The sequence below is a fragment of the Nitratireductor aestuarii genome (assembly GCF_014641695.1).
Taxonomy (GTDB): domain Bacteria; phylum Pseudomonadota; class Alphaproteobacteria; order Rhizobiales; family Rhizobiaceae; genus Chelativorans; species Chelativorans aestuarii.
Genome location: NZ_BMIF01000018.1, coordinates 1 through 22,234 on the forward strand (window position 1 = coordinate 1; position 22,234 = coordinate 22,234).

The following is a 22,234-nucleotide window of genomic DNA, read 5'->3' on the forward strand; positions in this document are numbered from 1 at the left end:
CCGACATTGGCGACCTGCTGCCGTTCAACTTCTCCAAGGCAAATGCCAAATAAAGCTGGATACGGCTAGAACCCGTGCGCGATTACGCCTGAAGAGGCCGTCTAGGCGCATCGAAAATCGCGCTTACGTTCAACAAGTTGGCGTTGATCCTGCGCATTTTTTCCAGGGAAGCCATCGGATCTTGGATGGACTTGACCACGATCCGGGGCGCAGTTGGGGACTTGTTGCTTTCGGCCCTGTAGTATGTGTAAAAGCAATCGCCATCCGCGCTCTTCTGGCCGTCGCGCACGTAAAGTGTCCCCGAGCGCTTAATGATACCCTTGTCGTCTTCAAAATCGGGTACAAACTTTTCCTTCACCTGCGCGAAGGCGTTCTTGAAGATCCGCCTCATGGAACCCTTATCCTCAAAGTTTTCCTTGATGACGAGGGACTCGATCAGGTCAAACTGAAACCTTGATCCCGAAGAGTTCACCAGCCTCGTGCGAAACTCGGTGAACTTGGTGCCAAGCGCATCATTGTCGAGAACCTCAGACCACGCCGCCGCGAGGGCATTGGCAAGCTTTTTTTCCTTCGAAGGCTTCCCTTCTTTTTTTTCCGGATCAACAGCGACCGCCTCTCCTTCAACATCATCCGTCCTGCTGAAAAGCCGGCCTACGGGCCCGCACACGTTCTCCAACAGATAGTTCTTCGCGCTGGAACCCCAAGAAGAGATGGTGCTTGTGAAATTCTTGTAGTACTTCTTGGCCGTACCTCCTTCGAGCTCGTCCTTGGTAATTTTCTCCTTATAGGTGCCAATGACAAGGATAGTTGCCTCTTGTAGCCTTGCGCCAAGAAGCGCAAATTCGCTTCCAGCAGGCCCGTCAGGGAGCGGAGCAAAGGAAAACAGAATATCCTTAAGCAATACTTGGATGTCTGCCCCAGTAATGTCCTTGTCGATGACATTAGACAGGAGCCGATCCTGGATTGCCTGGCTCATGTCGTAACCGCGCTGGATACGACACTGGCGTATGACATCCTCTATGACTTCACGCACGAGGATGCGACGGTCATGCGCCTTTCCGGAGACGAATTCCCATAGCTTTACAGCCTGCCCGCGAAACCCCGTGTGAAAAGTCCGCGCGTAGATCTCTATACCGTCGTCTTTCCGGCGGGCCTTGAATTTCTGGTCCTTGTTCGCCGTTGCAGCTGCCTCGAGAAAGGCGATCGGGTCGGAATTTTTCTTATAGATGTAGGATGCATCAACCATGGCAATACTCGCTTGACTATATCTTTATCTCGTCGAGTTGCACCTGTTTGGGTGATGCAACGCTCAGATGTTCAATCAGCGCAGTGAAAGCCCGGGCCTTTTCGACCATGTGGGCAAGGACATTTGTAAGAAAGTCTGTCGACAGCTCTTCTTGAAACAGCGGCACCATCAGGACCGGCCGCAGCTCATCATTCAAAGATGCATAGACGCAGCCTGTTTCGCGCCACAGAAAGCTGTACTGCAACAGATGTGTCAGCACCGCCGCTTCGCTCAGCTCAGACAGCGTACTGAGCTCGACAGACACCATCATCCGTCGCGTTTTCTCATCAAGTTCGAGCACGACATCCAGATCATCGAGCCGAACCAGCCACTCTCCGTTCGGCCGCTGCAAAATTCCTTTGACCGATGGTAACTTTTGGCCAATTTCCGCAATCATTGCACTCAATCTATCAACAACATCCATGTAGTTAACCCGATTGTTTGCGCCCACATAACCGACTAAAGCAATTGCGGTTCGAAAATGTGTCGAATGTTACAAACCTATATTAATCTATTGATGGTGGTTTTGGAACATACACTATATGTTTTCTTACACATCTTACCTTCTACCATCTCGCCTTACGCAGCTTTTTCCCTTAACCCCCCATCAACCATTCATGCTCACGCGGTTTTAAGGGTCCGGCATGTATGCAAGGAGCAACGCAGGGAATTTCGCATGTACGCAGAAGACGCATCGCAGCGCAGTGAACTCACTTCGCAGGAAAGGCGCAGACAGGGCCAGAGGGACGATCGACTCCTTGGCCGTGTCAGCCGATGCGATGGCGCAACTGCCGTTATTTCAGGTTATGCGCCGAACGAGGCCTATACGGCGCTGACAGTCGGCAAGCTGATCACGATCAACCTGGGGCCCATCCGCACCGTGGCTCTCGTCTATTCGATCGAGCGCATACCCGGACAGACGGAAGACATCCTCGGGCCGACCGCCATTTCCGTCGAGCTTATCGGCGAAGTGCGCGACATCGACGGCAAGGCGACCTTCGATCGCGGCATCACCGAATACCCCTTCATCGGCGCACCGGCGCACCGCATCCGCTCCGTCGACCTGCAGGCGATCTACGATCTCGGCGGGGCGAGCACCATCCGTGTCGGCACCCTGTCACAGGATAGCGCAGTCGATGCGGTGGTTGCGGTCGATACGGTGCTGAGTCGCCACTTCGCCATCGTTGGCACCACCGGCGTCGGCAAGTCGACGGCAGTCACCCTGCTCCTGCGCAAGATCGTCGAGGCAAAGCCTGATCTCAGCGTTGTTCTCTTCGATCCACACAACGAATTCTCCTCGGCGCTGCCAGATCTCTGCATGCGCATGGATCTCGGGACACTTGTGCTTCCCTTCTGGCTGTTCCGTATGGAGGAGCTGACCGAGGTTCTCTATCGCGGACGCGAGGCGCCGGCCGACGAGCTGGAACTGCTGCGCGACCTGATCGTCCACGCCAAGCATGGCTATCGCGAACCCACGATCTCGCTACGCCGAAAGGGCGATGCCACCGGCATCACGGCGGATACGCCCATCCCGTACCGCATTGCAGACGTGATTGCCGAGATCTCCAACCGAATGGGCGCGCTTGATGCCAAGGTCGAGCGTCCGCACCTGCGCCAGCTGCGTCTGCGGCTGGAGGCGGCGCTCAACGACCCGCTCTATCGCTTCATGTTCGGCACCCACGTGAGTGAAGACAGCGTGCACGAAACGCTGGGTGCGATCTTCCGCCTTCCCAATGATGGCCGGCCCATCACCTGCATGGAAATGGCGGGTGTTCCGGGGGAAGTCGTGAACGCCGTCTGCTCGGTGCTGGCGCGTCTTGCGTTCGATCTCACCACCTGGGGCAATGGCAAGCTGAAAATCCTCATCATGTGCGAGGAAGCCCACCGTTACATTCCCTCCGACCCGCGTCTGGGCTTCGCACCCACCCGTCACGCACTCGCCCGCATCGCCCGCGAAGGTCGCAAGTATGGCTGCTACCTTGGCGTTATTACCCAGCGTCCGGGCGATCTCGATCCGACGGTCCTGTCGCAATGTTCGACCATCTTCGCCATGCGACTGGCCAACGAGGCGGACCAGGCGATCATCAAGTCGGCAACCGGCGATGCTTCAGCCTCGACCCTCGCCTTCCTGCCCGCACTTGGCCAGCGCGAAGCCATTGCCTTCGGTGAAGGGGTCGCGACGACCATGCGGCTCAAGTTCGAGAGGGTTCCCGAGATGTATCTTCCGGGCAAGGCGAGCGAGGATCCGTTGGCCGACAGCCAGAAGGACGGCGTGGACCTGCGCAAGATCATGGACAAGATGCGCAACATCACTCCTCCCGCTGTGGCCCAGGCTGCAGCCGCCTCCCAGAGGATTGCAGCAAGCGAGCCCGCAAGCACACCTTCAACTCCGACGGGCAGCCGCTTCTTCAGCTGATCAAGCCGCCACGCGCATCCAATCCGGCCCGAGCTGATTGCGGAACCAGGTCATCTGGCGCTTGGCATATTGGCGGCTGGCAGCCTTGGCGCGCGTCGCTGCCTCTTCCAGGCTGATCTCTCCGGCAAGATAGGCGGTGATCTCAGGCACGCCGATGGCCTTTGCTGCCGGCAGCGCGGGGTCGAGAGCGAGCGCGTTGAGCGCCTTCACCTCCTCGATCGCGCCTTGTTCGAGCATCGCGTCGAACCGATCGGAAATCCTGCGCGCAAGCGCTGCGCGATCCGGCTCCAGCACGATCTTTTCCGCACTCTCGCCATCCACAAGCGGCACGGTCCGCTCCTTCTGCCAGCTGGAAATTGGCCGTCCTGAGGCCTCGACCACCTCGAGAGCCCGCGCGATCCGTTGGCTGTCGGAGGGCTTGAGGCGGGCGGCTGTCTCCGGGTCCCTTTCCTGCAGAATGCGGTGCAGAATTTCCGGCCCGTCTTCAGCTAGCCGTCCGCGCCAATGCTCCCGCACTTCGTCCGGAATTGTCGGCATGGGAGAGAGACCCTCGACGAGGCCGCGAAAATAGAGACCGGTTCCACCCACGAAGATTGCCGGCCGTCCTTCAAGGATCGGATCCAGCAGCAGAGCCTCGACATCCCTCATCCACCCCCCAGTGGAATAGGGCTGGGAAGGATGCACATGGCCGAACAGCCTATGCGGCGCCTCTGCCATCTCCACCTCGCCGGGACGCGCCGTCAGCAGCCGCAGGACCGAATAGACCTGCATGGAGTCGGTGTTGATGATGACGCCGCCGTTGCGCCGGGCGAGTTCCACTGCGCGAGCGGACTTGCCGCTTGCGGTTGGGCCCGCTATCAGGGTGGCACCTTTCAGCATGGCACCTTCGCCAGCAAAACCGGACACTCCAATGGCACTTGTCGCAACGCTTATCTCCAATCCCAAGGCCGCAAATCTCAGCCAGTCAGTGGCGAATATGGCAGGCAACGCCCTTGGCGCAACCACCATTGAGTGGCTCGCACCGGAAATCGCCTGTGACATTGCCGTTCCGGAAGGTCTGTCGCGCGAAGCTGCCGAGCAGGCAATCCGCGCCGCGCTTGGTGACGCGCCGATCGACGTGGCCGTGCAGGAAGCCGATGGCCGTCGCAAGAAGATGCTCATCGCGGACATGGATTCGACCATGATCGACCAGGAGTGCATTGACGAGCTCGCCGCCGAGGTTGGCATCAAGGACCACGTCGCCGCCATCACCGCGCGCGCCATGAATGGCGAGATCGCCTTCGAACCAGCGCTTCGCGAGCGCGTCGCGCTCTTGAAGGGGCTGGAGCTCTCCGTCATCGACCGCGTCATCGAGGGACGTATCACGCTTGCCTCCGGTGGACGCGAGCTGATCGCCACCATGCGCGCCAATGGCGCCTATGCGGCGCTGGTCTCTGGCGGCTTCACGGTCTTCACCGGACGCATCGCCGAAATGCTGGGCTTTCACGAGCATCGGTCCAACACGCTGATCGAGGAGGACGGCAAGCTTGCCGGTCTCGTCGCTGAACCGATCCTCGGTCGCGAAGCCAAGGCAAATTCGCTGAACGAGATCGCTGACCGCCTCGGCATCACGCCCGCAGAGGTCATGGCAGTAGGCGACGGCGCTAACGATCTCGACATGCTGCGCATCGCAGGCGCTGGTGTCGCTCTCCACGCCAAGCCGTCCGTTGCCGCGCAGGCGCAGATTCGCATTGACCACGGCGACCTGACTGCGCTTCTTTACCTGCAGGGCTACAGACAAGAGGAGTTTGCTGGATGAAACCGATCGTCACGGACCGACTGATCCTGCGCAACTGGGAAGATCGCGACCGTGAGCTGTTTCATCACATCAACTCCGATGACACGGTCATGGAGTTCTTCGAGTTCAGGCGCAACCGCGAAGAAGCCGATCGCGTCATGGATCGCATCCGCGATGGCATTGACCGCAATGGGTTCGGCTTCGCTGCGATCGAACTGAAAGAGACTGGCGAGTGCCTGGGCTTTGCCGGGCTCTCGATCGTTACGGACACCCCGCCGGTGCCGGACGGGTCAATCGAAATCGGCTGGCGACTGGGCGCCGGGCACTGGGGCATGGGATACGCCTCAGAGGCGGCAAGAGCGTGGCTCCGCTTCGGTTTTGAAACGCTGAAGCTTCGGGAAATCATCGCCTTCGCCGTGCAGGACAATCATCGTTCGACCGCCGTCATGAAGCGCCTTGGCATGGAACATCGACCCGAAGGCGATTTCCTGCACCCGAAGGTTGGCGATGAGTTCCCGCACCTGCGTCCGCACGTGTTCTATGCGATCACGCGCGACCAGTGGGAAGCGAACAACGCAGACTGATCACCATCTATGGGGTAGGAATGCCGAACCGTCCCGTCTTCGGAAGGGCGATCTCGACCTCACCGCTCGTCGCGACGATCTTCTTCATGAGCTGGATGGCGCGTCCCACCGCACGGCTGCGTCCGAGTTCGTCCGGATAAGCCACGGAGAACGGCATGCGGATCGAAACCGTCTCGCCGCCCTCTCCCACGAATTCTACCGTCAGCCATGGGCTGTTGGGGGCCTCCCGCTTGACGATGGTGTCGACCAAGTGGAAGGGGTGCCTCTCTGCCGCTGAGGTAAAGGTCATCGTGAGCTCGCCATCGTTTGGTTTTCGACATCCACTTCCGGCCTGTCGTCGCCGGATTCAATTTCCTCGTGCCACCTGCCACGCTCGTCCTGGTATTCGATGAAGGAGTCCTCCCCGCTCATCTCATGCGCCTCGGCGGCATTCTGCGCGGCTATCACCGCTTCCCGCCGCGTCGGATGTGTTTCGGAGAAGACATCGCCTACCTTGTAGGCCCAGCCGCCATCATGCTCCACGATCTCGTAGACTATATGCGGCGGTTTCCTCTTGCTCCGACCGTCGGTGATGAGGGCCCGTGGCTTCTGCTGCTGGCGACGCCCGCGCAGATAGGAAAAAACACCCCACAGACCGAGGAGCACCAGGATGAAACGCATTGTGGACCCTTCCAGAACAAGCGACGCTGATTAACGCGACGAGGGCCAACAGGTTCCCCATTAAGATTAGTCCACAGGCACATATTGGAACGGTTCCGCTTTCGGTCTAAACCTTCGCCTGAAGACCGATTGTCCGAGCGCGCATGACGACGCGGGCGCAGCCGTCACCGTCCAAGAAACCCACGGGATCAACCGATGAAGATTGCCACCTGGAACATCAATGGCGTGAAGGCGCGTATCGAAAGCCTGATGCATTGGCTGGAAGAGTCGGCCCCGGACATCGTCTGCCTCCAGGAAATCAAGACCGTGGACGAGCTCTTTCCGCGCTTCGAGATCGAGGCAATGGGCTACAATGTCGAGACGCACGGCCAGAAGGGTTTCAACGGCGTCGCAATCCTGTCGAAGCTGCGTTTCGATGAGGTCTCACGCGGCCTGCCCGGCAACGACGCCGATGACCATTCCCGTTTCATCGAAGGTGTGTTCTCGACCAACAGGGGCGCGATCCGCGTTGTCTCTCTCTACCTGCCGAACGGCAACCCGTTCCCCGGCGAGAAGTTCAGCTACAAGCTCAACTGGATGGACCGTCTCGAAAAGTGGACGGAAGCGCGGCTCGACCTCGAAGAACCGCTGGTGCTCGCCGGCGACTACAACATCATCCCCGAGCCGGAAGACGCCAGGAACCCTGAAGCCTGGCTGGGCGATGCGCTGTACCAACCCGAAAGCCGGCAGGCCTTCCGCCGTCTGCGCAACCTCGGCATGACGGACGCGCTGCGCGCCGTAAACGGGCGGCCTGAAACCTACACCTTTTGGGATTATCAGGCCGGCGCCTGGCAGAAGAACAACGGCATCCGCATCGACCACCTGATGCTCTCACCGGAGGCAGCCGATCATCTGATCACGACCAGGGTAGAGAAGCACACACGGTCATGGGAAAAGCCTTCCGACCACGTGCCTGTCGTCATTGAACTGGATCTCGAAGCCGCTTGAAAACGCAAAGGCTGGGCTGTTCTTTGACAAGCCCAGCAAGCGAGTGCGTTGAGTTCAGCGTACGCCGTTTTTCAGATAATCTTCAGCAAGCGCGATGGCGGTCCGGCGATCGGATTCCGCGGAGAGTGCGAATGCCTGTTCCTGCATGGCGCGGATCCAAGCCATGTCCTTCGGTGCGGCATGCTCCAGGGCGGTCGTCATCAAGGCAAGGCCACGAACCGTCTGTCCGCTCTGGAACAGAAGGTTGCCAAGGGTCGCCTGCGCGCCGACATGTCCCTTCTCTGAGGAAAGCTGCAGCCAGCGGGCCGCCTGTGTCACGTTGCGGGCGACACCCTCACCCTTGAGCAGCATCACACCCAGCTCATACTGAGCACCGGGATGCCGATAGGTCGCTGCCGCGCGCATGAAATATTCCTGCGCAAGCCCTGGGTTTGCCTGGATGGCAGAACCGGGAATGCCGGACTTCAGATACTGTGCGACCGCCACCAGGGCATCGGCCACATAGGTTTCATCCTCGCTGCCAGGCTGCACGTCGAGCTGCGCCACGGCACTGAAGAACCGGAATGCTTCATAGTCGTTGCGGGCAACGCCATCGCCATCCGCATACATGCGTGCAAGCTTCCAGCGGGCGCCAACCTGCCCATTTTCAGCCGCATAGCGGTAGGCCTCGACGGCTTCTTCCTTCTTGCCGCTCTTGTAAGCCGAGAAGCCGAATTTGAAGACCGCCCACGGGCTCTTTTCCTGCTGCTGGACGACGATCTTGTCATCAAGCGCCGCTGCCGGGCCCGCAACTGCGAGCATCATCAGCGCGCCAAAAACAACCCGCCCCAGACACTCAGACTTGCACATGACACCGACTTTTCCCAATGCCGCACCTGGCTTACAAACAGGCTTCCGAAAGGCCCGAACGCTTTCAATTGCAAGTTCATGACCGGGCAGTCGACCCTTGGGGGCTGCCGGGAGATGAAAACCTGAAATTGCTCGAGCCTTCATTTAGAACCCTTGCTGCATGCACAGCTTATTTAACAAATCCATAACGTACGGTTGCACGCCAACATGTAATCGGTGCGCCCCCTTTATGGCGGGAAATTGACTTTTCATCCCCGAGCTGTTGTAGCTTATTACATCCTCAGTGACTGTTGCGATTTGGTCACAAAACGCGATTGAGAATTGTTATGGCCGCCCCGGGCCCCGCTTTCTCAAGGAATCTAAGGGAACAAAAAAGCCGGGACCACGCATGGCCCCGGCTGAACTTCGATTACCCTAAACAGGATGTAAAAAACACGCCGCTTTAGCGCCCGGACTTGCCTTCCGGACGCCCCAAAGCTGCGAATCAGGACGCCTCCCGCACCCGCTGGAGCGCAGCCTCAAGCCGCGCACGGGAATCGAGAAGCTCCGCATGACGCTCGCGTTCGGCGGCAACCACCTCTTCCTTGGCGTTGGCGACGAACTTCTCGTTGGAGAGCTTCTTGTCAATGCGCTCCATTTCGGCAGCGACCTTGCCAAGCTCCTTCTCGAGCCGTGCGGCCTCAGCCTGAAGATCGATCAACTCGCCAAGCGGCAAGCAGAACGTCGTGCCCGAGATGACGAGCTGCGCCGAACCTTTCGGCACATCCGTCGAGAAGCCAACCTCGCGAACGCGCGACAGACGACGGATCGCCGGATCGTGACGCGCCAAACGCTCCCGCGTGAGCTCGTCAGCACCGACGGCGATGAGCGGAGCCTGCGCTGAAGGCGGAACGTTCATCTCGGCGCGGACAGAGCGGATGCCGGAGACGAGATCAACCAGCCAGTTCAGGTCGGCAGCAGCCTCATCGTCCTCGAAGGAGAGCGACGGCCATGGGGTGAGCGCCAGAACATCCGGACGTCCGCCCTCAGCCGCCGTCAGCTGCCACAGCTCTTCCGTCATGAACGGCATCATCGGATGCAGGAGCTTGTAGATCTCGTCCAGGACATATGCTGCGCAGGCGCGCGACTCGGCCTTGGCGGCCTCGTCCTCGCCGTTGAACACCGGCTTCAGAAGCTCCAGGTACCAGTCGCAGAAGAGGCTCCAGACAAAGCGATAGGCTGATCCGGCCGCTTCATTGAAGCGGTAGTTGGCGATGCCGTCTGTGATCGCACGGGAGGCGCGCGTAAGCTCCGTAAGGATCCAGCGGTTGATGGCAAGGCTAGCATTCTCCGGCTTGAAGCTCGCATCGTGCGCCACGCCGTTCATCTGCGCAAAGCGTGTCGCATTCCAGAGCTTGGTGCCGAAGTTCCGGTAACCCGCGATACGGGCGGGATCGAGCTTCACGTCACGACCCTGCGCCGCCATGATGGCGAGCGTGAAGCGCAGCGCGTCGGCGCCGTACTCGTCGATCAGCTCCAGCGGATCGATGACGTTGCCCTTGGACTTCGACATCTTCGCGCCGTTCTTGTCGCGAACGAGCGCGTGGACGTAGACCGTGTGGAACGGCTCCTTGCCGGTGAAGTGCAGGCCCATCATCATCATCCGGGCAACCCAGAAGAAGATGATGTCGAAGCCAGTGACCAGCACCGAGGTCGGGTAGTAGGTCGCAAGTTCCGGCGTCTTGTCCGGCCAGCCGAGCGTGGAGAACGGCCAGAGCGCCGACGAGAACCACGTATCGAGAACATCCTCGTCACGCGTCAGGATCTCGCCGGGAGCAAAATTCTCAAGCTTCTCCTCGACCCACGCCTTCCACGGACCTTCGAGCGCCAGATAGTGCTGGATCGCCGCGTCAAGCGCTGCCTCTTCGTCCTTTTCGACGAAGACCGTGCCGTCAGGACCATACCAGGCCGGGATCTGATGACCCCACCAGAGCTGTCGGGAGACGCACCACGGCTGGATGTTTTCCATCCACTCGAAATAGGTCTTCTCCCAGTTCTTCGGGACGAAATTGGTGCGGCCCTCGCGGACGGAAGCGATCGCCGGCTGCGCCAGCGTCTTGGCGTCGACATACCACTGGTCGGTCAGGAACGGCTCGATCGGAACGCCGCCGCGGTCGCCATGCGGAACCATGTGGCGGTGCGGCTCGATCTTGGCGAGGAACCCGCCCTCTTCCATGATCGCGACGATCTGGTTGCGCGCCTCGAAGCGATCCTGGCCATGCAACTGCGCCCAGAAAGCCTGCTGTTCCGCCGTCGGGTTGAGACCTTCCAGGAAATCCTCGTTCTCCTGCAGCGTGACCTTGGCGTCGACCGTCAGGATATTGATTGCACGCAGGCTGTGGCGCTTGCCGACTTCAAAGTCGTTGAAGTCATGCGCGGGCGTGATCTTCACCGCACCCGTTCCCTTCTCGGGATCGGAGTACTCGTCTGCAACGATCGGAACCAAGCGGCCGACGATGGGCAGAACGACGTTCTTGCCGATGAGGTGCTTGTAGCGCTCATCCTCAGGATGAACGGCAACACCCGTATCGCCCAGCATCGTCTCGGGACGCGTGGTTGCGACGGTGATGTAGGTCGCCGGGTTCTCGGGATCGAAGGTTACGCCTTCGATAGGATAGCGGAAGTGCCAGAGGTTTCCGTTGATCTCCCGCTGCTCGACCTCAAGGTCAGAGATTGCGGTGAGCAGCTTCGGGTCCCAATTGACCAGACGCTTGTCCTTGTAGATCAGGCCCTGTTTGTAGAGCGTGACGAAAACCTCGATGACAGCCTTCGACAGACCCTCATCCATTGTGAAACGCTCACGGCTCCAGTCGGCCGAAGCACCAAGGCGCTTCAACTGGTTGAAGATCGCGCCGCCGGATTCGGCCTTCCATTCCCAGATGCGGTCAATGAACTCCTCGCGGCCAAGGTCGCGACGGTGGATGCCCTTGGCAGCCAGCTGACGTTCGACGACCATCTGGGTCGCGATGCCAGCGTGGTCCATGCCGGGCTGCCAGAGAACGTTCTTGCCGCGCATGCGCTCGAAGCGGACCATCATGTCTTGCAGCGTGTTGTTGAGCGCGTGACCCATATGGAGCGAGCCGGTCACGTTCGGCGGCGGAATCACAATGGTGAATGCCTCGGCGCCGGGTGCGGAGCCCGCGCCAGCGTTGAATGCCCCAGCATCTTCCCATAGCTGTGTGATTTTTGTTTCGACGCCTTTGGCGTCATAGGTTTTCTCGAGCATAGTGGTGTTTCCGTGCGCCGGTTGGTACCCGCGTGTAAAGCCGAAGGGTTGAAGTGAGTCAACCACGGTCAAGGGTGAGAGCGCAAGGCAGCCTGCCAATCAGGATGGCAGATTGCGGCTAGCCCACCATTCTGCGGGCGCAGCAAAGCCGTGCCACATCTTGTGCGGCACGGACAGTTTGAAAAAATTGTTATCAGCTTCCGCGAGCGATACGCTCGATTTCCTCGCGTACGAGCTTTTCCACCAGCTGCGGAAGATTTTCGTCGATCCATTCCCGCAGCATCGGGCGAAGCATTTCTTCGGCGGCATCCGCAAGCGTCTTACGGCGAACGGACTGGTAAGCCTCGTTGAGTTCGCTGAAGGCCATTGCGATCTTGCGCTCTGACTGCTCGGAGACGATCGGCGCCGAGTTGACCGCAACATCGGAGATCTCGGTCGCGACCTTCGGCTCCACCACTGGCTCCGGCTCTGCCTCAGCCACAGGCTCGACGTCAGCGCTTTTCAATTCCACTTCAGGCTCGAACACGTCCTCTTCCTCAGCTTCCTCAATGACAGGAGCCGGCGATGGACGCTCCAGGGTCACAACCTCCGGCTTGTAGGGTGCCGGCTTGATAGAGACCATCTCATTGGCGATGTTCGCGGGCTTTGCAACCTGCGAAACGGCCACCGGCTGGGCCGGCTGCTCCTGAACGGAAGGCTCATCAACGCTGACTGGCGATGGCTCCATAGCCTTGGGAGCCTCCGGCTGCGCGGCCGGCTTCTCGTCCTTCCGTGAAGTTTCGTTATCCTCGATGATACGCCGGATCGAAGCGAGAATTTCTTCCATCGAGGGCTCACGCTGCACACTGCTTGGTTGTGCCATGGTCATTCCGGTGCCTTCATCCACTGTTTACCCGCCTGTATTCGGGTTGATGCGAATCAAGGGCAGCGTACCGGATGATTGCGGCGCTGAGAATCCATTAACTAAGAAACAGTTAGTTGCGCACAGAAAGTAAAAACCCGCCCATATCGATATATGAAGCGGGTTCTCTGTAGAACTTATATTGCAGTTAAACGAAGGGAAGATCAGCGGCCGTCCGGCGTCCGCAGCCCACTCCACTTATCCTTGACCGCGTTGTAGTGCTCCTCTGGCTTATGGAGCGTCACCGGCAGGCGAAGGCGTTCAGCAGTCAGGCGACCGGTCGCCGAAGCGATGGCGTAACTTGCAACAACCACATCGCGCTGAGCGTTCAGCAGGTTAATCTGCGCGTTGATGACGTCAGCCTGCCCCTGCAACACATCAAGCGTGGTACGCTGGCCGACGTCACGCTCTTCAATGACGCCACTAAGTGCGAGCCGAGCGGCAGACAGCGCCTCGCGGTTGGCACGGACGGTTTCAATCGCAGCGAAGTAGTTTGCCCAGGCGGAAGCAACAGCTGCGCGAACCTGATCACGCGTCACATCGACGTTGATGCGGGCCTGGCCCAGCGTCTCCTTGGACTGACGGACCTGTGCAGCGTCCTGTCCACCCTGATAGATCGGAATGGTGAGGCGAAGCCCCACGGAAGCAGACTGGCTATCGGTATCAACCCCATAGCGATCCCCCGCGCTGGCGCTTACGCCGGCAGTAGCAGACAGCTGAGGCAAGAGAGCCCCTTCATCCACTTTGACCCCAAAGGAAGCAGCATCAACTTCGTGTGCACGGGCGATCAGGGCCGGATGTTCAGCGAAAGCGATGGAGTAAGCTGTCTCAAGCCCGCCAGGAATGAGCGACTTCAGCGGCTCCGGCATCTGGAGTGATCCGGGGTTTTCGCCAATGATCTGGCGATAGGTCGCCTCGGCTGAGCGAGCTTGTGCCTCGGCAGTTGCTCGTTGTGCGAGCGCGATCTGGAGCGCTGCCTCAGCCTGAGCCACGTCCGTGCGGGTGCCTTCACCCACCTCGAAGCGCGACCGGGACGAGCGAAGCTGCTCCTGCAGGAATTCGATGTTCTGTGCTCGCAGGACTGCGATCTGCCGGGCACGGATCACATCCATGTAAGCTGTCGTAGCGTCGAGCAACAGGTTCAGCTCGTTGTTGCGCAGACCAGCCTGGGCCGCGCGCACCCGGGCTTCGGCTCCGGCAACATTGTTCTTGGTGCGAAACCCGTCGAAGATCGGCTGGGCAAGCTCGATGCCGAAGGAACCCACGCGGATTTCACCGGTATTGTCGGTCTGCCAGCTAGCGGAGCCAACCGCATCTATCCGGGGCCGCATGCCCGACTTCGCAAGCGGAACAGTTTCATCAACGACCCGGACGCCCGCCCGGTTATAGTTCATCGTAGAATTGTTCTGGTAAGCTTTTGCAAGTGCGCCCTGCAGTGTCTCCGCACTCACTTGCGCGACTGATAGAGCTAAGGCGAAGGCAGATAGTCCTGCCAAGAAGAATTTGCGTGAAGCCACGTTCAACCTCGTCTCGTCAGCGCTGGAACTTCCGATGCGCCCCGTCCCCAAAATTATTAGCGCTCGAAGTCAAGCGAACCTGCCGATTCTCTCCTTCGAAGCAGTACCATTAAAAATGCTACATCAGAACTGAAATGAAAACCGTTGCAATAGAGCAACAGCCGTCACATCAAAATACAAAACCTGTTTCCAACTGGAAACCTGGCAGTGGATGGATTGCTGCATTGAAATCAGCGCGTTGCGAAACGACACCGTCAGTCTTCACATAGATATGTGCACGGGCGGAGTTGCCTGTGCCGATCACGGCCACGAGGCGGCCGCCATCGCTGAGCTGCTCCAGAAGCGCGTCCGGTACATAGTCCACACTGCCCTGAAGAATGATGAGATCATAGGGAGCATGGCCTGCGTAGCCTGCGGTGAGCGGACCGTTGACGATCGTGGCGTTGCCGCAGTCCAGCTCCGAAAGGGTCGCTGATGCCTTCTGGGCGAGATCCGCATCGGACTCCAGGCCGACGACGAAACTAGCGATATGGGCGAGGATGGCGGTCGAATAACCGGTCGCGCAACCCACATCCAGTACCAGGTCGGTCGACTTGATGCCGGCCAGCTGCAGCAGCCGGGCAAAAACGGCCGGCTCCACAAGGTAGCGTGCCGGGGATTCGGCGCTGCGGGGAGCAACCTCCAGATCCTCGTCGAGATAGGCGAGGCTGCGGCGCGATTCAGGAACGAAATATTCGCGCGGGATGGAGCGGAATGCGTTCAGCACAGGGACGTGAGTCACGTCACGTGTACGAAGCTGACCTTCAACCATGGTATCGCGCAGTTGGGAGAAATTGCTGCTCATCACGCCCGTTCCAGATCTTCTTGGGTAAGCGGAAAAAGACAGCCAGAGCGGCCAGTCAAATGCCGCAACGCGGATCAGACTTTTAATGGAGGCCTCGCCCGGAATCGAACCGGGGTGCAAGGATTTGCAGTCCTCTGCGTAACCACTCCGCCACGAGGCCCCACGCGTCTGTTCGCGTTGGGCACTCAATAGGTTGGCGAAGCGCGGGCGTCAAGCGCGATCTCTCATCAGGAAGCGACTTCACACATTCTATGCTCAAAGCGCATCCTGAACCCCGCATAGCACCTGGTATATCCGGCGGGTCCCGCCTCAAGGGCTCTCCACCGACGACGCAAGGAGCTTTCTTATGACTTCAATCAAGGACCGCCACTAGACGCAGCTCTATATATAAGCGCTGATGGAGCCGGCTTACGGTAGTTGCAACCGTTACTCCAGGCAGGCGTTGCCTCCGCAATCAGGCAATCGCGTGCGAAACCCTCGCAGAGATGACAGGAGGCCCAGATGTACAGGCATATTCTCGTTCCAACCGACGGCTCCGAACTCGCACAGAAGGGCGTGAACCACGCGCTTGCGCTTGCAAAAGGGCTTGGGAGCAAGGTGACGATCATTACGGCGACGGAGCCGTTTCCCATCATGTATGGCGACGCCTGGGTACCCAACCCCGAGGATTACGACAGATTCGCCGACGAAAACCGCAAGGCGGCATCGGAGCTGCTGGAGAGAATCAGGACGGAGGCTGCAAAGCTCGGCGTCCAGGCAGACATTGAATACATTCCGGATCAGAATGCGGCGTCTGCCATCATCGACGCGGCTCAGCGCCTCATCTGTGACCTGATCGTCATGTCGTCCCACGGCCGCAGGGGAATCAAGCGCACGCTGCTGGGCAGCCAGACGTCCGAGGTTCTGGGACATTCCTCGATTCCCGTTCTCGTGGTGCGCTGAACGCGACGGCGAGAAAGTCAGGCTTTGACAATCGTCCAGCGCCGAGCCCTGCCCGGCGCTTTTTCTATTTCGGAAGGTTCTCACCACCTCGATTGGCCCGTGCCTGCTTGCGTCGGTACCACCAGACCTCCATTTGGCGGCGTTTGCGGCGGATGGATGGCATGTCGTGCGACAGAATCAGAAGTCCGACGGGAATCATCCAGAAGCCCAGAATCGGCAGAAATCCGAAACAGCCCAGAATCACCATGGTGATTCCGATCGCGATTCTGGCCCGGCGCGACTGGGGAATCGGCATCCGACGCCCGGCGACGCGCACATGATGCCGTTTTGGCTTCTCGCTGCCGGATCCCTCGCGTGCTTCTTCCTGCGTCATACGGCCTCTTTCTGGTCAGGCAGTGGTGAGAACCAAACCTTCATCAACCACCCATTTCATCGTCATAAACCCTGCCCGGACGCGCTGGAAACCCCGCAGATCCCGGCATTCCGCAGCTTTCCCACGTATTGCGGCGGTATCCGGCGTCCGTCAGGCTCATATGCGATGCCCCTGTGGGTAAATCGAGCCTTATCGAAGAAAAAATGGAAAATGCGAAAAAGGCTCTTTGCAAATCAAAAAGCTCTTTGCTATACGCAGCCTCGTTGCAAACGAGCACACCGTTCCCCGGTAGCTCAGCGGTAGAGCAACCGGCTGTTAACCGGTTGGTCGATGGTTCGAATCCGTCCCGGGGAGCCACTCTTTTCAAGAGTGATCAATAACTTACCCTTCCATTATTGAAATGTCACCGCAAGCCCTGCCCCGCGCTGTGAGTGCCGATCGCTTGTTCGGTCTGGCTCAACGACGGCTCTGCTTAAGGTAACGGTTGGGCGGCATCCTTCTCCGGCTACGTGGTCCATTCGCGCACCCGCCACGCCGTGACGATTCCCTGGGTGACGTAAGAATCGCACCTGGCCAAAGATTCGGCTGAAGCCTGCCCGCTGTCGCCACCTATGAACTCGCTATGCGCTCCAGACTTATTCCTGTGGCAGCACCGAGCGGACGCGTGTGATGAAGACGTGGAAGTCATGCATGAAGCCGCGCAGGAATTCCCGCGTGCTCTCGACCGTCACTTCGCTGTCATCACTGATGAGATCCGGCTTGAACTGGATATAGGCTTCAGGCGCGTTCATCTGGGGCGAGTTGCAGAAGCTCAGGATGCTTCGCAGGTGCTGCTGGGCGACGGCCGTACCGATCGCGCCGGGCGAAGTCCCGATGACAGCCGAGGGCTTCCGCGTGAACGAGTTTTTCCCGTACGGGCGGCTTGCCCAGTCGATGGCGTTCTTGAGGCCTCCCGGGATAGACCGGTTGTACTCGGGCGTCACGAACAGAACTGCGTCCACAACGGCCAGCGCATCCTTGTACGCGGTGGCGACCGGCGGAAAATCGGAATCATAGTCATATGTATAAAGAGGAAGATCCGCGAAGCTGATTTCCGTCATCTCCAATTGTGGCGGAGCGAGCTTCACCAGCGCTTGGGCCAGTTTCCGGTTGATCGACTCCTTGGCGAGGCTACCGACGAAATATCCGACTTTGTGCTGGGTCATGGGCCTGCTCCTTGGTTTCCGCCTCAGCGGGAACGGCCGAGCCGCAGCTTTGTTCCTCAACCCGAAGCCCGGTCCGGTTATTATGCATTGCACAAATTGCAATGCTGCATTGCAAATTTGTCGCTAGCGCGTTCCGGCTGAAAATATTAAAAGATCCTTATTGGCGTTTCTCTTCCTCCTCCCAGACGAAATGCCAACCAAGATTACAACGTTATCCTCCTCCCAACGTTGTATTTCCGATCAAGCCCGCCAACCTCCTCCCTGGCGGGCTTTTTCGTATCTGCACTTCAGAGCTTCCCGGAAACACCGGCCACAAAGACCTCCGTCAAATGGGGATCTCTCCGTGCAGAGGGGGTATGTGCTAGAGTGATCGCGGAGTTCTTTCTGGAGGCAGGACATGGCAGCCAATGTCAAAGAACTGATGGCCGCAGCAAATGCTGCAGTGCCCAAGATCACATCAGACGAGGCCAGGAAGTTGATCGCGGAATCCGACGCGTTGGTGGTGGACGTCCGCGACGCACCAGAGGTGCAGGCGAGCGGGAAGGTTAAGGGAGCCCTGAACGTCTCGCGCGGTATGCTTGAGTTTCGTGCTGATCCCGATACGCCTTATCACAATGCGGAATTCCGCCGCGATCGCCCGATCATCCTCTACTGCGCCTCAGGCGGACGCTCGGCTCTGAGCGCCAAGGCGCTGAAGGATATGGGCTACGAAAAGGTCTACAACCTTGGCGGTTTCACGGACTGGGTGGATGGCGGCGGAGAAACGGAACCGGCTGGCTAGATCGTGGCCAGCAGGAGCCCCCCGCTGACCACAGACAATAAATGTTGACGGATGCGGAAAGACTAGGAGAACGCGGATCGAGACAATAAACGCGATATACGCTAATAATTTCAATTCTATCAACAACGGACCATAATCCCCTTACCCAATATTGTAAGGGGACGGAATAAAGACTTTTCGATTTGATTTCTGGTGGCTACACTCAACTTCCAATGTTTTAGGAGGTGAGTATGAACGTATTTTCGAGACGGACATTCATTGGGGCAACCGCGGCCCTCTCATTTCTTATCCCTGCTGCCGGCGCACAAGCGCAGCAGTTCATAAACGTACTGACCGGTGGCACGTCGGGTGTCTATTACCCGCTCGGTGTCGCTCTATCGGAAATCTACGCCAAGGGCATTGAAGGCTCCCGCACGCAGGTGCAGGCGACCAAGGCCTCCGTTGAAAACCTGAACCTTCTGCAGCAGGGCAAGGGCGAAATCGCCTTCTCGCTGGGCGACTCTGTCCAGGAAGCCGTGAAGGGCAACAAGGAAGCAGGTTTCCCGCAGCCGCTCGACAAGCTGCGCGGCATTGCCGGCATCTATTCGAACTACATTCAGGTGGTCGCAAGCCAGGAGTCCGGCATCAAGACGCTGGCTGACCTGAAGGGCAAGAGCCTTTCCGTCGGCGCACCGGCTTCCGGCACAGAGCTCAACGCCCGAGCAATTTTCGGGGCTGCCGGGATGAAGTACGAGGATCTGGGTAAGGTCGAGTACCTCCCCTTCGCCGAATCCGTGGAGCTGATCAAGAACCGCCAGCTTGATGCAACGCTGCAGTCAGCGGGACTTGGTGTAGCCTCCATCCGCGATCTCGCGACGACCCAGGCGATCAACGTGGTGGCGGTGCCGAAGGACGTCGTTGAAAAGATCGGCGCTCCCTATGTGTCGGTCGTCATCCCTGCAGGCACCTATGATGGACAGTCTGAAGACGTGGAAACGGCTGCAGTCGGCAACTTCCTGATCACTCACGAGGGAGTTTCCGAGGAAACAGCCTACCAGATGACCAAGCTGCTCTTCGAAAACCTGCCACAGCTGGCAGCCGCACATGCGGCAGCCAAGGCGATCGATCCCCAGAAGGCTCTGGAGGGCATGCCCGTGCCGCTGCACCCGGGAGCGGAGCGATACTACCGCGAAGCCGGCATCCTCAAGTAACCTAACCTTTGCGGAACGCCTCCATTGGGGGCGTTCCCTTCATCACCGGATCGTCAGCTGCCGCCCGCCAAAGGGCGGCACGACGGCATTGCGATGTCAGCTCAACGATGCCCCGGATACGAGCATTTCAGAAGCTGCGTAGCCCTGGAGCCTGCTTGCCTGGAGAACGCCCATGACCACGTCTGCCAAACCGGAAAAGACCTTCATTCCGCAGGATAGTGCTGAAGAAGTCATCGAAGGTCTTCCAGCCGGCTTTGGCAACGGTCTGCCCGGTCGGGCAGCTTTCTGGATCGCCTTCGCCTTTACCGCATTCCAGCTCTGGGCGGCTGCTTATGGAACGCTGCCCAGCCAGATCATCCGCGCGATGCACGTTGGCTTCCTTCTGCTGCTGGGCTTTGCGCTCTTCGGCAATCTGGTGGCGAAAACGGTCTACGGTAGAGCCTGGTTCTGGGCGCTTGGCATTCTGGGGTTCCTCACTGGCGTCTACAACTGGGTCTTCTACAAGGACCTGATCATGCGCTCCGGCTTCCACACGACGCCGGATCTCATTGTGGGAACGGTGGTCATCGTCCTTGTCTTCGAGGGCGCGCGCCGCCTGATGGGCTTGCCGCTCACCATCATCGCCGGCCTCTTCCTTGCCTACTGCCTCTTCGGCAACCACCTGCCGCCACCCTTCATCCACCGCGGCTACGATGTGGCCCAGATCATTGAGCACTTCGGCTTCGGCACGGAAGGCATCTACGGCACGCCGATCTACGTTTCGGCGAGCTACATCTTCATTTTCGTGGTCTTCGCCGCCTTCCTGGAACGTGCGGGCATGCTGGCGCTGTTCAACGATTTTGCCTTGGGCCTCGTCGGCGGCTGGCGTGGAGGCCCGGCCCAGGTCTGCGTCATGTCCTCTGCACTGATGGGGACGATATCGGGCTCCGGCGTGGCCAATGTCGTAGCCTCCGGCCAGTTCACCATTCCATTGATGAAGCGCTTTGGTTTCCGCTCGGCCTTCGCCGGCGGCGTGGAAGCGACATCGTCCATGGGTGGGCAGATCATGCCGCCAGTGATGGGCGCCGTGGCCTTCATCATGGCCGAAACGCTGAACGTTCCCTACGTGGAAATAGTGAAGGCAGCACTCATTCCGGCGATCCTGTTTTTCGCTACCTGCTTCTGGATGGTCTATCTGGAGGCTGGCAAGGCGAAACTTGGCGGCATGGATCGCGCAACCCTTCCGGACCCCTGGGCAGCGCTGCGTGAGCATTGGCCGTTGATCCTGCCGCTGGCTGCACTCGTCTACCTTCTCTTTGCAGGCTACACGCCCATCTTTGCCGGAACCATGGGCCTGGCGCTCATCGTCGTGCTGATCCTCGGCACGCCGCTTGCGGCCATGATTGGCCCCTTCGCCTTCCGCGTCGTGTTCTGGGTTGCCGTCGGGCTCGCCGCAGCCACGTTCATGAAATTCGGCGTCAACGTGCTCGCCGCCCTGATCGGCCTGCTGATCATCGCCTGCATCTTCGCCAAGGGTGGCCGGGAAACCCTCGTAATCTGCCGCGATTCGATGGCGGAAGGCGCCAAGAACGCCCTGCCCGTTGGCATCGCCTGCGCAATCGTCGGCATCGTCATCGGCACGCTGACGCTCACCGGCATCGCCTCGACCTTCATCGGCTGGGTCATTGCCATCGGCAAGGACAACCTGTTCCTGTCGCTGGTGCTGACGATGATCACCTGCCTGGTGCTGGGCATGGGTATTCCCACCATCCCGAACTACATCATCACCTCGTCGCTCGCCGGCCCTGCCCTGCTGGAACTTGGCGTACCGCTGCTGGTGAGCCACATGTTCGTTTTCTATTTCGGCATCATGGCCGACCTGACGCCACCGGTGGCACTTGCCTGCTTTGCCGCCGCCCCCATGGCGAAGACGTCGGGGCTGAAGATCTCCATCCAGGCGGTGAAGCTTGCCACGGCAGGCTTCCTCGTGCCCTTCATGGCGGTCTACACCCCTGCACTGATGCTGCAGGATGCGGGCACCCTCACCGGCTACATCGGTTATTGGGGTGAAGTCATCTACCTCTTCCTGAAGGCCTGCTTCAGCATTGCGCTGTGGGGCGTCGCGGTCGTCGGCTATCTGCGGAGCAACGCGCTGTGGTGGGAACGGCTCGGCAGCCTTATCGCCGGCGCACTTCTGGTGCTTGCCCTGCCGTTGACGGATGAAGCGGGCTGGATTCTCGGCCTGGCCATCATCGCCACTCATTGGTGGCGCACCCGTCATGTGACGGCGCGGGCCGCTCAATAGCGAGCCATGGCTGCGCTCTGCATCCTCGCGGCCGGCAAGATGACAGTGCTGGCCGCCTCGCTCTTTTCGCTCTCCTGGACCCACTCGGTGCAGAAGACCGAATGGCGCGAGGATTGGCAGGTGAGTTCTACAGGCATTTTCCTGACTGAAGCCCGCGTGAAGGGGTCGGGAGCCGGCATGGACCCTCCGGAAGGGTCAAAGTTCGTCGAGGGCTGGTGGGTCTATCAACCAAAGCTACCCAGCCAGGAAAAGCTGGTTCTCGCGTCCTCCGGCATGACCGGAGGCGGTTGGCGCCTTTGCACGCCCGATACGTGTCTCGATCTCGGGGCTGATGCAGGCGACCCGGTGGAAATATCAATTTGCAAATGAAAAAG

The 22,234-nt window shown here is 59.4% G+C and carries 21 protein-coding genes and 2 tRNA genes; 10 read left to right on the forward strand and 13 right to left on the reverse strand.

Annotated elements, in window-relative coordinates:
- Positions 1–82: 82 nt before the first annotated feature.
- Both IEX27_RS19380 and IEX27_RS19385 read right to left on the reverse strand, forming a co-directional pair.
- The gene (locus tag IEX27_RS19380) at positions 83–1,246 is read right to left on the reverse strand and encodes a hypothetical protein (RefSeq protein ID WP_188722757.1); all 1,164 of its coding nucleotides are present in this window, start codon (positions 1,244–1,246) and stop codon (positions 83–85) included.
- A gap of 16 nt (positions 1,247–1,262) precedes the next feature.
- Positions 1,263–1,709, reverse strand: a complete 447-nt coding sequence (locus tag IEX27_RS19385) for a type III secretion system chaperone (RefSeq protein ID WP_188722758.1) — start codon at positions 1,707–1,709, stop codon at positions 1,263–1,265.
- Positions 1,710–1,961: 252 nt separating this feature from the next.
- On the opposite strand from IEX27_RS19385, the gene IEX27_RS19390 reads away from it, so the two are divergent.
- Entirely contained in the window at positions 1,962–3,701 is a 1,740-nt protein-coding gene (locus IEX27_RS19390; RefSeq protein WP_188722759.1) for an ATP-binding protein, read from the forward strand.
- Here IEX27_RS19390 and miaA read toward each other — a convergent pair whose 3' ends face one another.
- The gene (gene miaA / locus IEX27_RS19395; RefSeq protein WP_188722760.1) at positions 3,702–4,580 is read right to left on the reverse strand and encodes a tRNA (adenosine(37)-N6)-dimethylallyltransferase MiaA; all 879 of its coding nucleotides are present in this window, start codon (positions 4,578–4,580) and stop codon (positions 3,702–3,704) included.
- 31 nt (positions 4,581–4,611) lie between these two features.
- Between miaA and serB the strand changes: the two genes are divergently transcribed.
- Both serB and IEX27_RS19405 read left to right on the forward strand, forming a co-directional pair.
- Positions 4,612–5,499 (forward strand): phosphoserine phosphatase SerB, encoded by an 888-nt coding sequence (gene serB / locus IEX27_RS19400; protein ID WP_188722761.1) that lies wholly within the window; start codon positions 4,612–4,614, stop codon positions 5,497–5,499.
- The gene (locus tag IEX27_RS19405) at positions 5,496–6,062 is read left to right on the forward strand and encodes a GNAT family N-acetyltransferase (RefSeq protein WP_188722762.1); all 567 of its coding nucleotides are present in this window, start codon (positions 5,496–5,498) and stop codon (positions 6,060–6,062) included. Before serB ends, IEX27_RS19405 begins: the two co-directional genes overlap by 4 nt.
- 7 nt (positions 6,063–6,069) lie before the next feature.
- Here the strand turns inward: IEX27_RS19405 and IEX27_RS19410 are convergent, their stop codons facing one another.
- Positions 6,070–6,351 carry a hypothetical protein gene (locus IEX27_RS19410; protein ID WP_188722763.1) on the reverse strand — a complete coding sequence of 94 codons (282 nt, stop codon included), beginning with the start codon at positions 6,349–6,351 and terminating at the stop codon, positions 6,070–6,072.
- The gene (locus tag IEX27_RS19415; RefSeq protein ID WP_188722764.1) at positions 6,348–6,722 is read right to left on the reverse strand and encodes a DUF2188 domain-containing protein; all 375 of its coding nucleotides are present in this window, start codon (positions 6,720–6,722) and stop codon (positions 6,348–6,350) included. Before IEX27_RS19415 ends, IEX27_RS19410 begins: the two co-directional genes overlap by 4 nt.
- 195 nt (positions 6,723–6,917) lie before the next feature.
- On the opposite strand from IEX27_RS19415, the gene xth reads away from it, so the two are divergent.
- A complete protein-coding gene (gene xth / locus IEX27_RS19420) occupies positions 6,918–7,709 on the forward strand; it encodes an exodeoxyribonuclease III (protein ID WP_188722765.1) in 792 nt (263 codons plus the stop codon).
- Positions 7,710–7,763: 54 nt separating this feature from the next.
- On the opposite strand, the gene IEX27_RS19425 is transcribed toward xth, so the two are convergent.
- The 6 genes from IEX27_RS19425 to IEX27_RS19450 form a co-directional block, all read right to left on the reverse strand.
- Complete coding sequence (locus IEX27_RS19425; RefSeq protein WP_188722766.1) at positions 7,764–8,558, reverse strand: tetratricopeptide repeat protein; 795 nt, start codon at positions 8,556–8,558, stop codon at positions 7,764–7,766.
- A 484-nt stretch (positions 8,559–9,042) separates the two neighbouring features.
- Positions 9,043–11,823, reverse strand: coding sequence for a valine--tRNA ligase (locus tag IEX27_RS19430; RefSeq protein ID WP_188722767.1), 2,781 nt, complete (start codon positions 11,821–11,823; stop codon positions 9,043–9,045).
- A 193-nt stretch (positions 11,824–12,016) separates the two neighbouring features.
- Complete coding sequence (locus tag IEX27_RS19435; RefSeq protein WP_188722768.1) at positions 12,017–12,685, reverse strand: DUF2497 domain-containing protein; 669 nt, start codon at positions 12,683–12,685, stop codon at positions 12,017–12,019.
- A 203-nt stretch (positions 12,686–12,888) separates the two neighbouring features.
- Positions 12,889–14,241 carry a TolC family outer membrane protein gene (locus IEX27_RS19440; RefSeq protein ID WP_373869901.1) on the reverse strand — a complete coding sequence of 451 codons (1,353 nt, stop codon included), beginning with the start codon at positions 14,239–14,241 and terminating at the stop codon, positions 12,889–12,891.
- A gap of 169 nt (positions 14,242–14,410) precedes the next feature.
- Positions 14,411–15,085, reverse strand: coding sequence for a protein-L-isoaspartate O-methyltransferase family protein (locus IEX27_RS19445; protein ID WP_188722770.1), 675 nt, complete (start codon positions 15,083–15,085; stop codon positions 14,411–14,413).
- Positions 15,086–15,171: 86 nt separating this feature from the next.
- Positions 15,172–15,245, reverse strand: a tRNA-Cys gene (locus tag IEX27_RS19450).
- Between the two features lie 341 nt (positions 15,246–15,586).
- On the opposite strand from IEX27_RS19450, the gene IEX27_RS19455 reads away from it, so the two are divergent.
- Positions 15,587–16,027, forward strand: coding sequence for a universal stress protein (locus IEX27_RS19455; protein WP_188722771.1), 441 nt, complete (start codon positions 15,587–15,589; stop codon positions 16,025–16,027).
- Positions 16,028–16,091: 64 nt separating this feature from the next.
- Here IEX27_RS19455 and IEX27_RS19460 read toward each other — a convergent pair whose 3' ends face one another.
- Positions 16,092–16,400: a hypothetical protein gene (locus IEX27_RS19460; protein WP_188722772.1), complete on the reverse strand. Its 309-nt coding sequence runs from the start codon at positions 16,398–16,400 to the stop codon at positions 16,092–16,094.
- Positions 16,401–16,682: 282 nt separating this feature from the next.
- On the opposite strand from IEX27_RS19460, the gene IEX27_RS19465 reads away from it, so the two are divergent.
- Positions 16,683–16,757: transfer RNA gene (locus IEX27_RS19465), tRNA-Asn, on the forward strand.
- A 278-nt stretch (positions 16,758–17,035) separates the two neighbouring features.
- On the opposite strand, the gene IEX27_RS19470 is transcribed toward IEX27_RS19465, so the two are convergent.
- Positions 17,036–17,605, reverse strand: coding sequence for an NADPH-dependent FMN reductase (locus IEX27_RS19470; RefSeq protein ID WP_188722773.1), 570 nt, complete (start codon positions 17,603–17,605; stop codon positions 17,036–17,038).
- Between the two features lie 397 nt (positions 17,606–18,002).
- Between IEX27_RS19470 and IEX27_RS19475 the strand changes: the two genes are divergently transcribed.
- The 4 genes from IEX27_RS19475 to IEX27_RS19490 all read left to right on the forward strand — a co-directional run bounded on the left by IEX27_RS19475 (position 18,003) and on the right by IEX27_RS19490 (position 22,229).
- Positions 18,003–18,386, forward strand: a complete 384-nt coding sequence (locus IEX27_RS19475) for a rhodanese-like domain-containing protein (protein ID WP_188722774.1) — start codon at positions 18,003–18,005, stop codon at positions 18,384–18,386.
- A 230-nt stretch (positions 18,387–18,616) separates the two neighbouring features.
- Entirely contained in the window at positions 18,617–19,576 is a 960-nt protein-coding gene (locus tag IEX27_RS19480; protein WP_188722775.1) for a TAXI family TRAP transporter solute-binding subunit, read from the forward strand.
- Positions 19,577–19,748: 172 nt separating this feature from the next.
- The gene (locus IEX27_RS19485) at positions 19,749–21,860 is read left to right on the forward strand and encodes a TRAP transporter permease (protein WP_188722776.1); all 2,112 of its coding nucleotides are present in this window, start codon (positions 19,749–19,751) and stop codon (positions 21,858–21,860) included.
- Positions 21,861–21,866: 6 nt separating this feature from the next.
- Positions 21,867–22,229 (forward strand): DUF1850 domain-containing protein, encoded by a 363-nt coding sequence (locus tag IEX27_RS19490; RefSeq protein ID WP_188722777.1) that lies wholly within the window; start codon positions 21,867–21,869, stop codon positions 22,227–22,229.
- Positions 22,230–22,234: the final 5 nt, after the last annotated feature.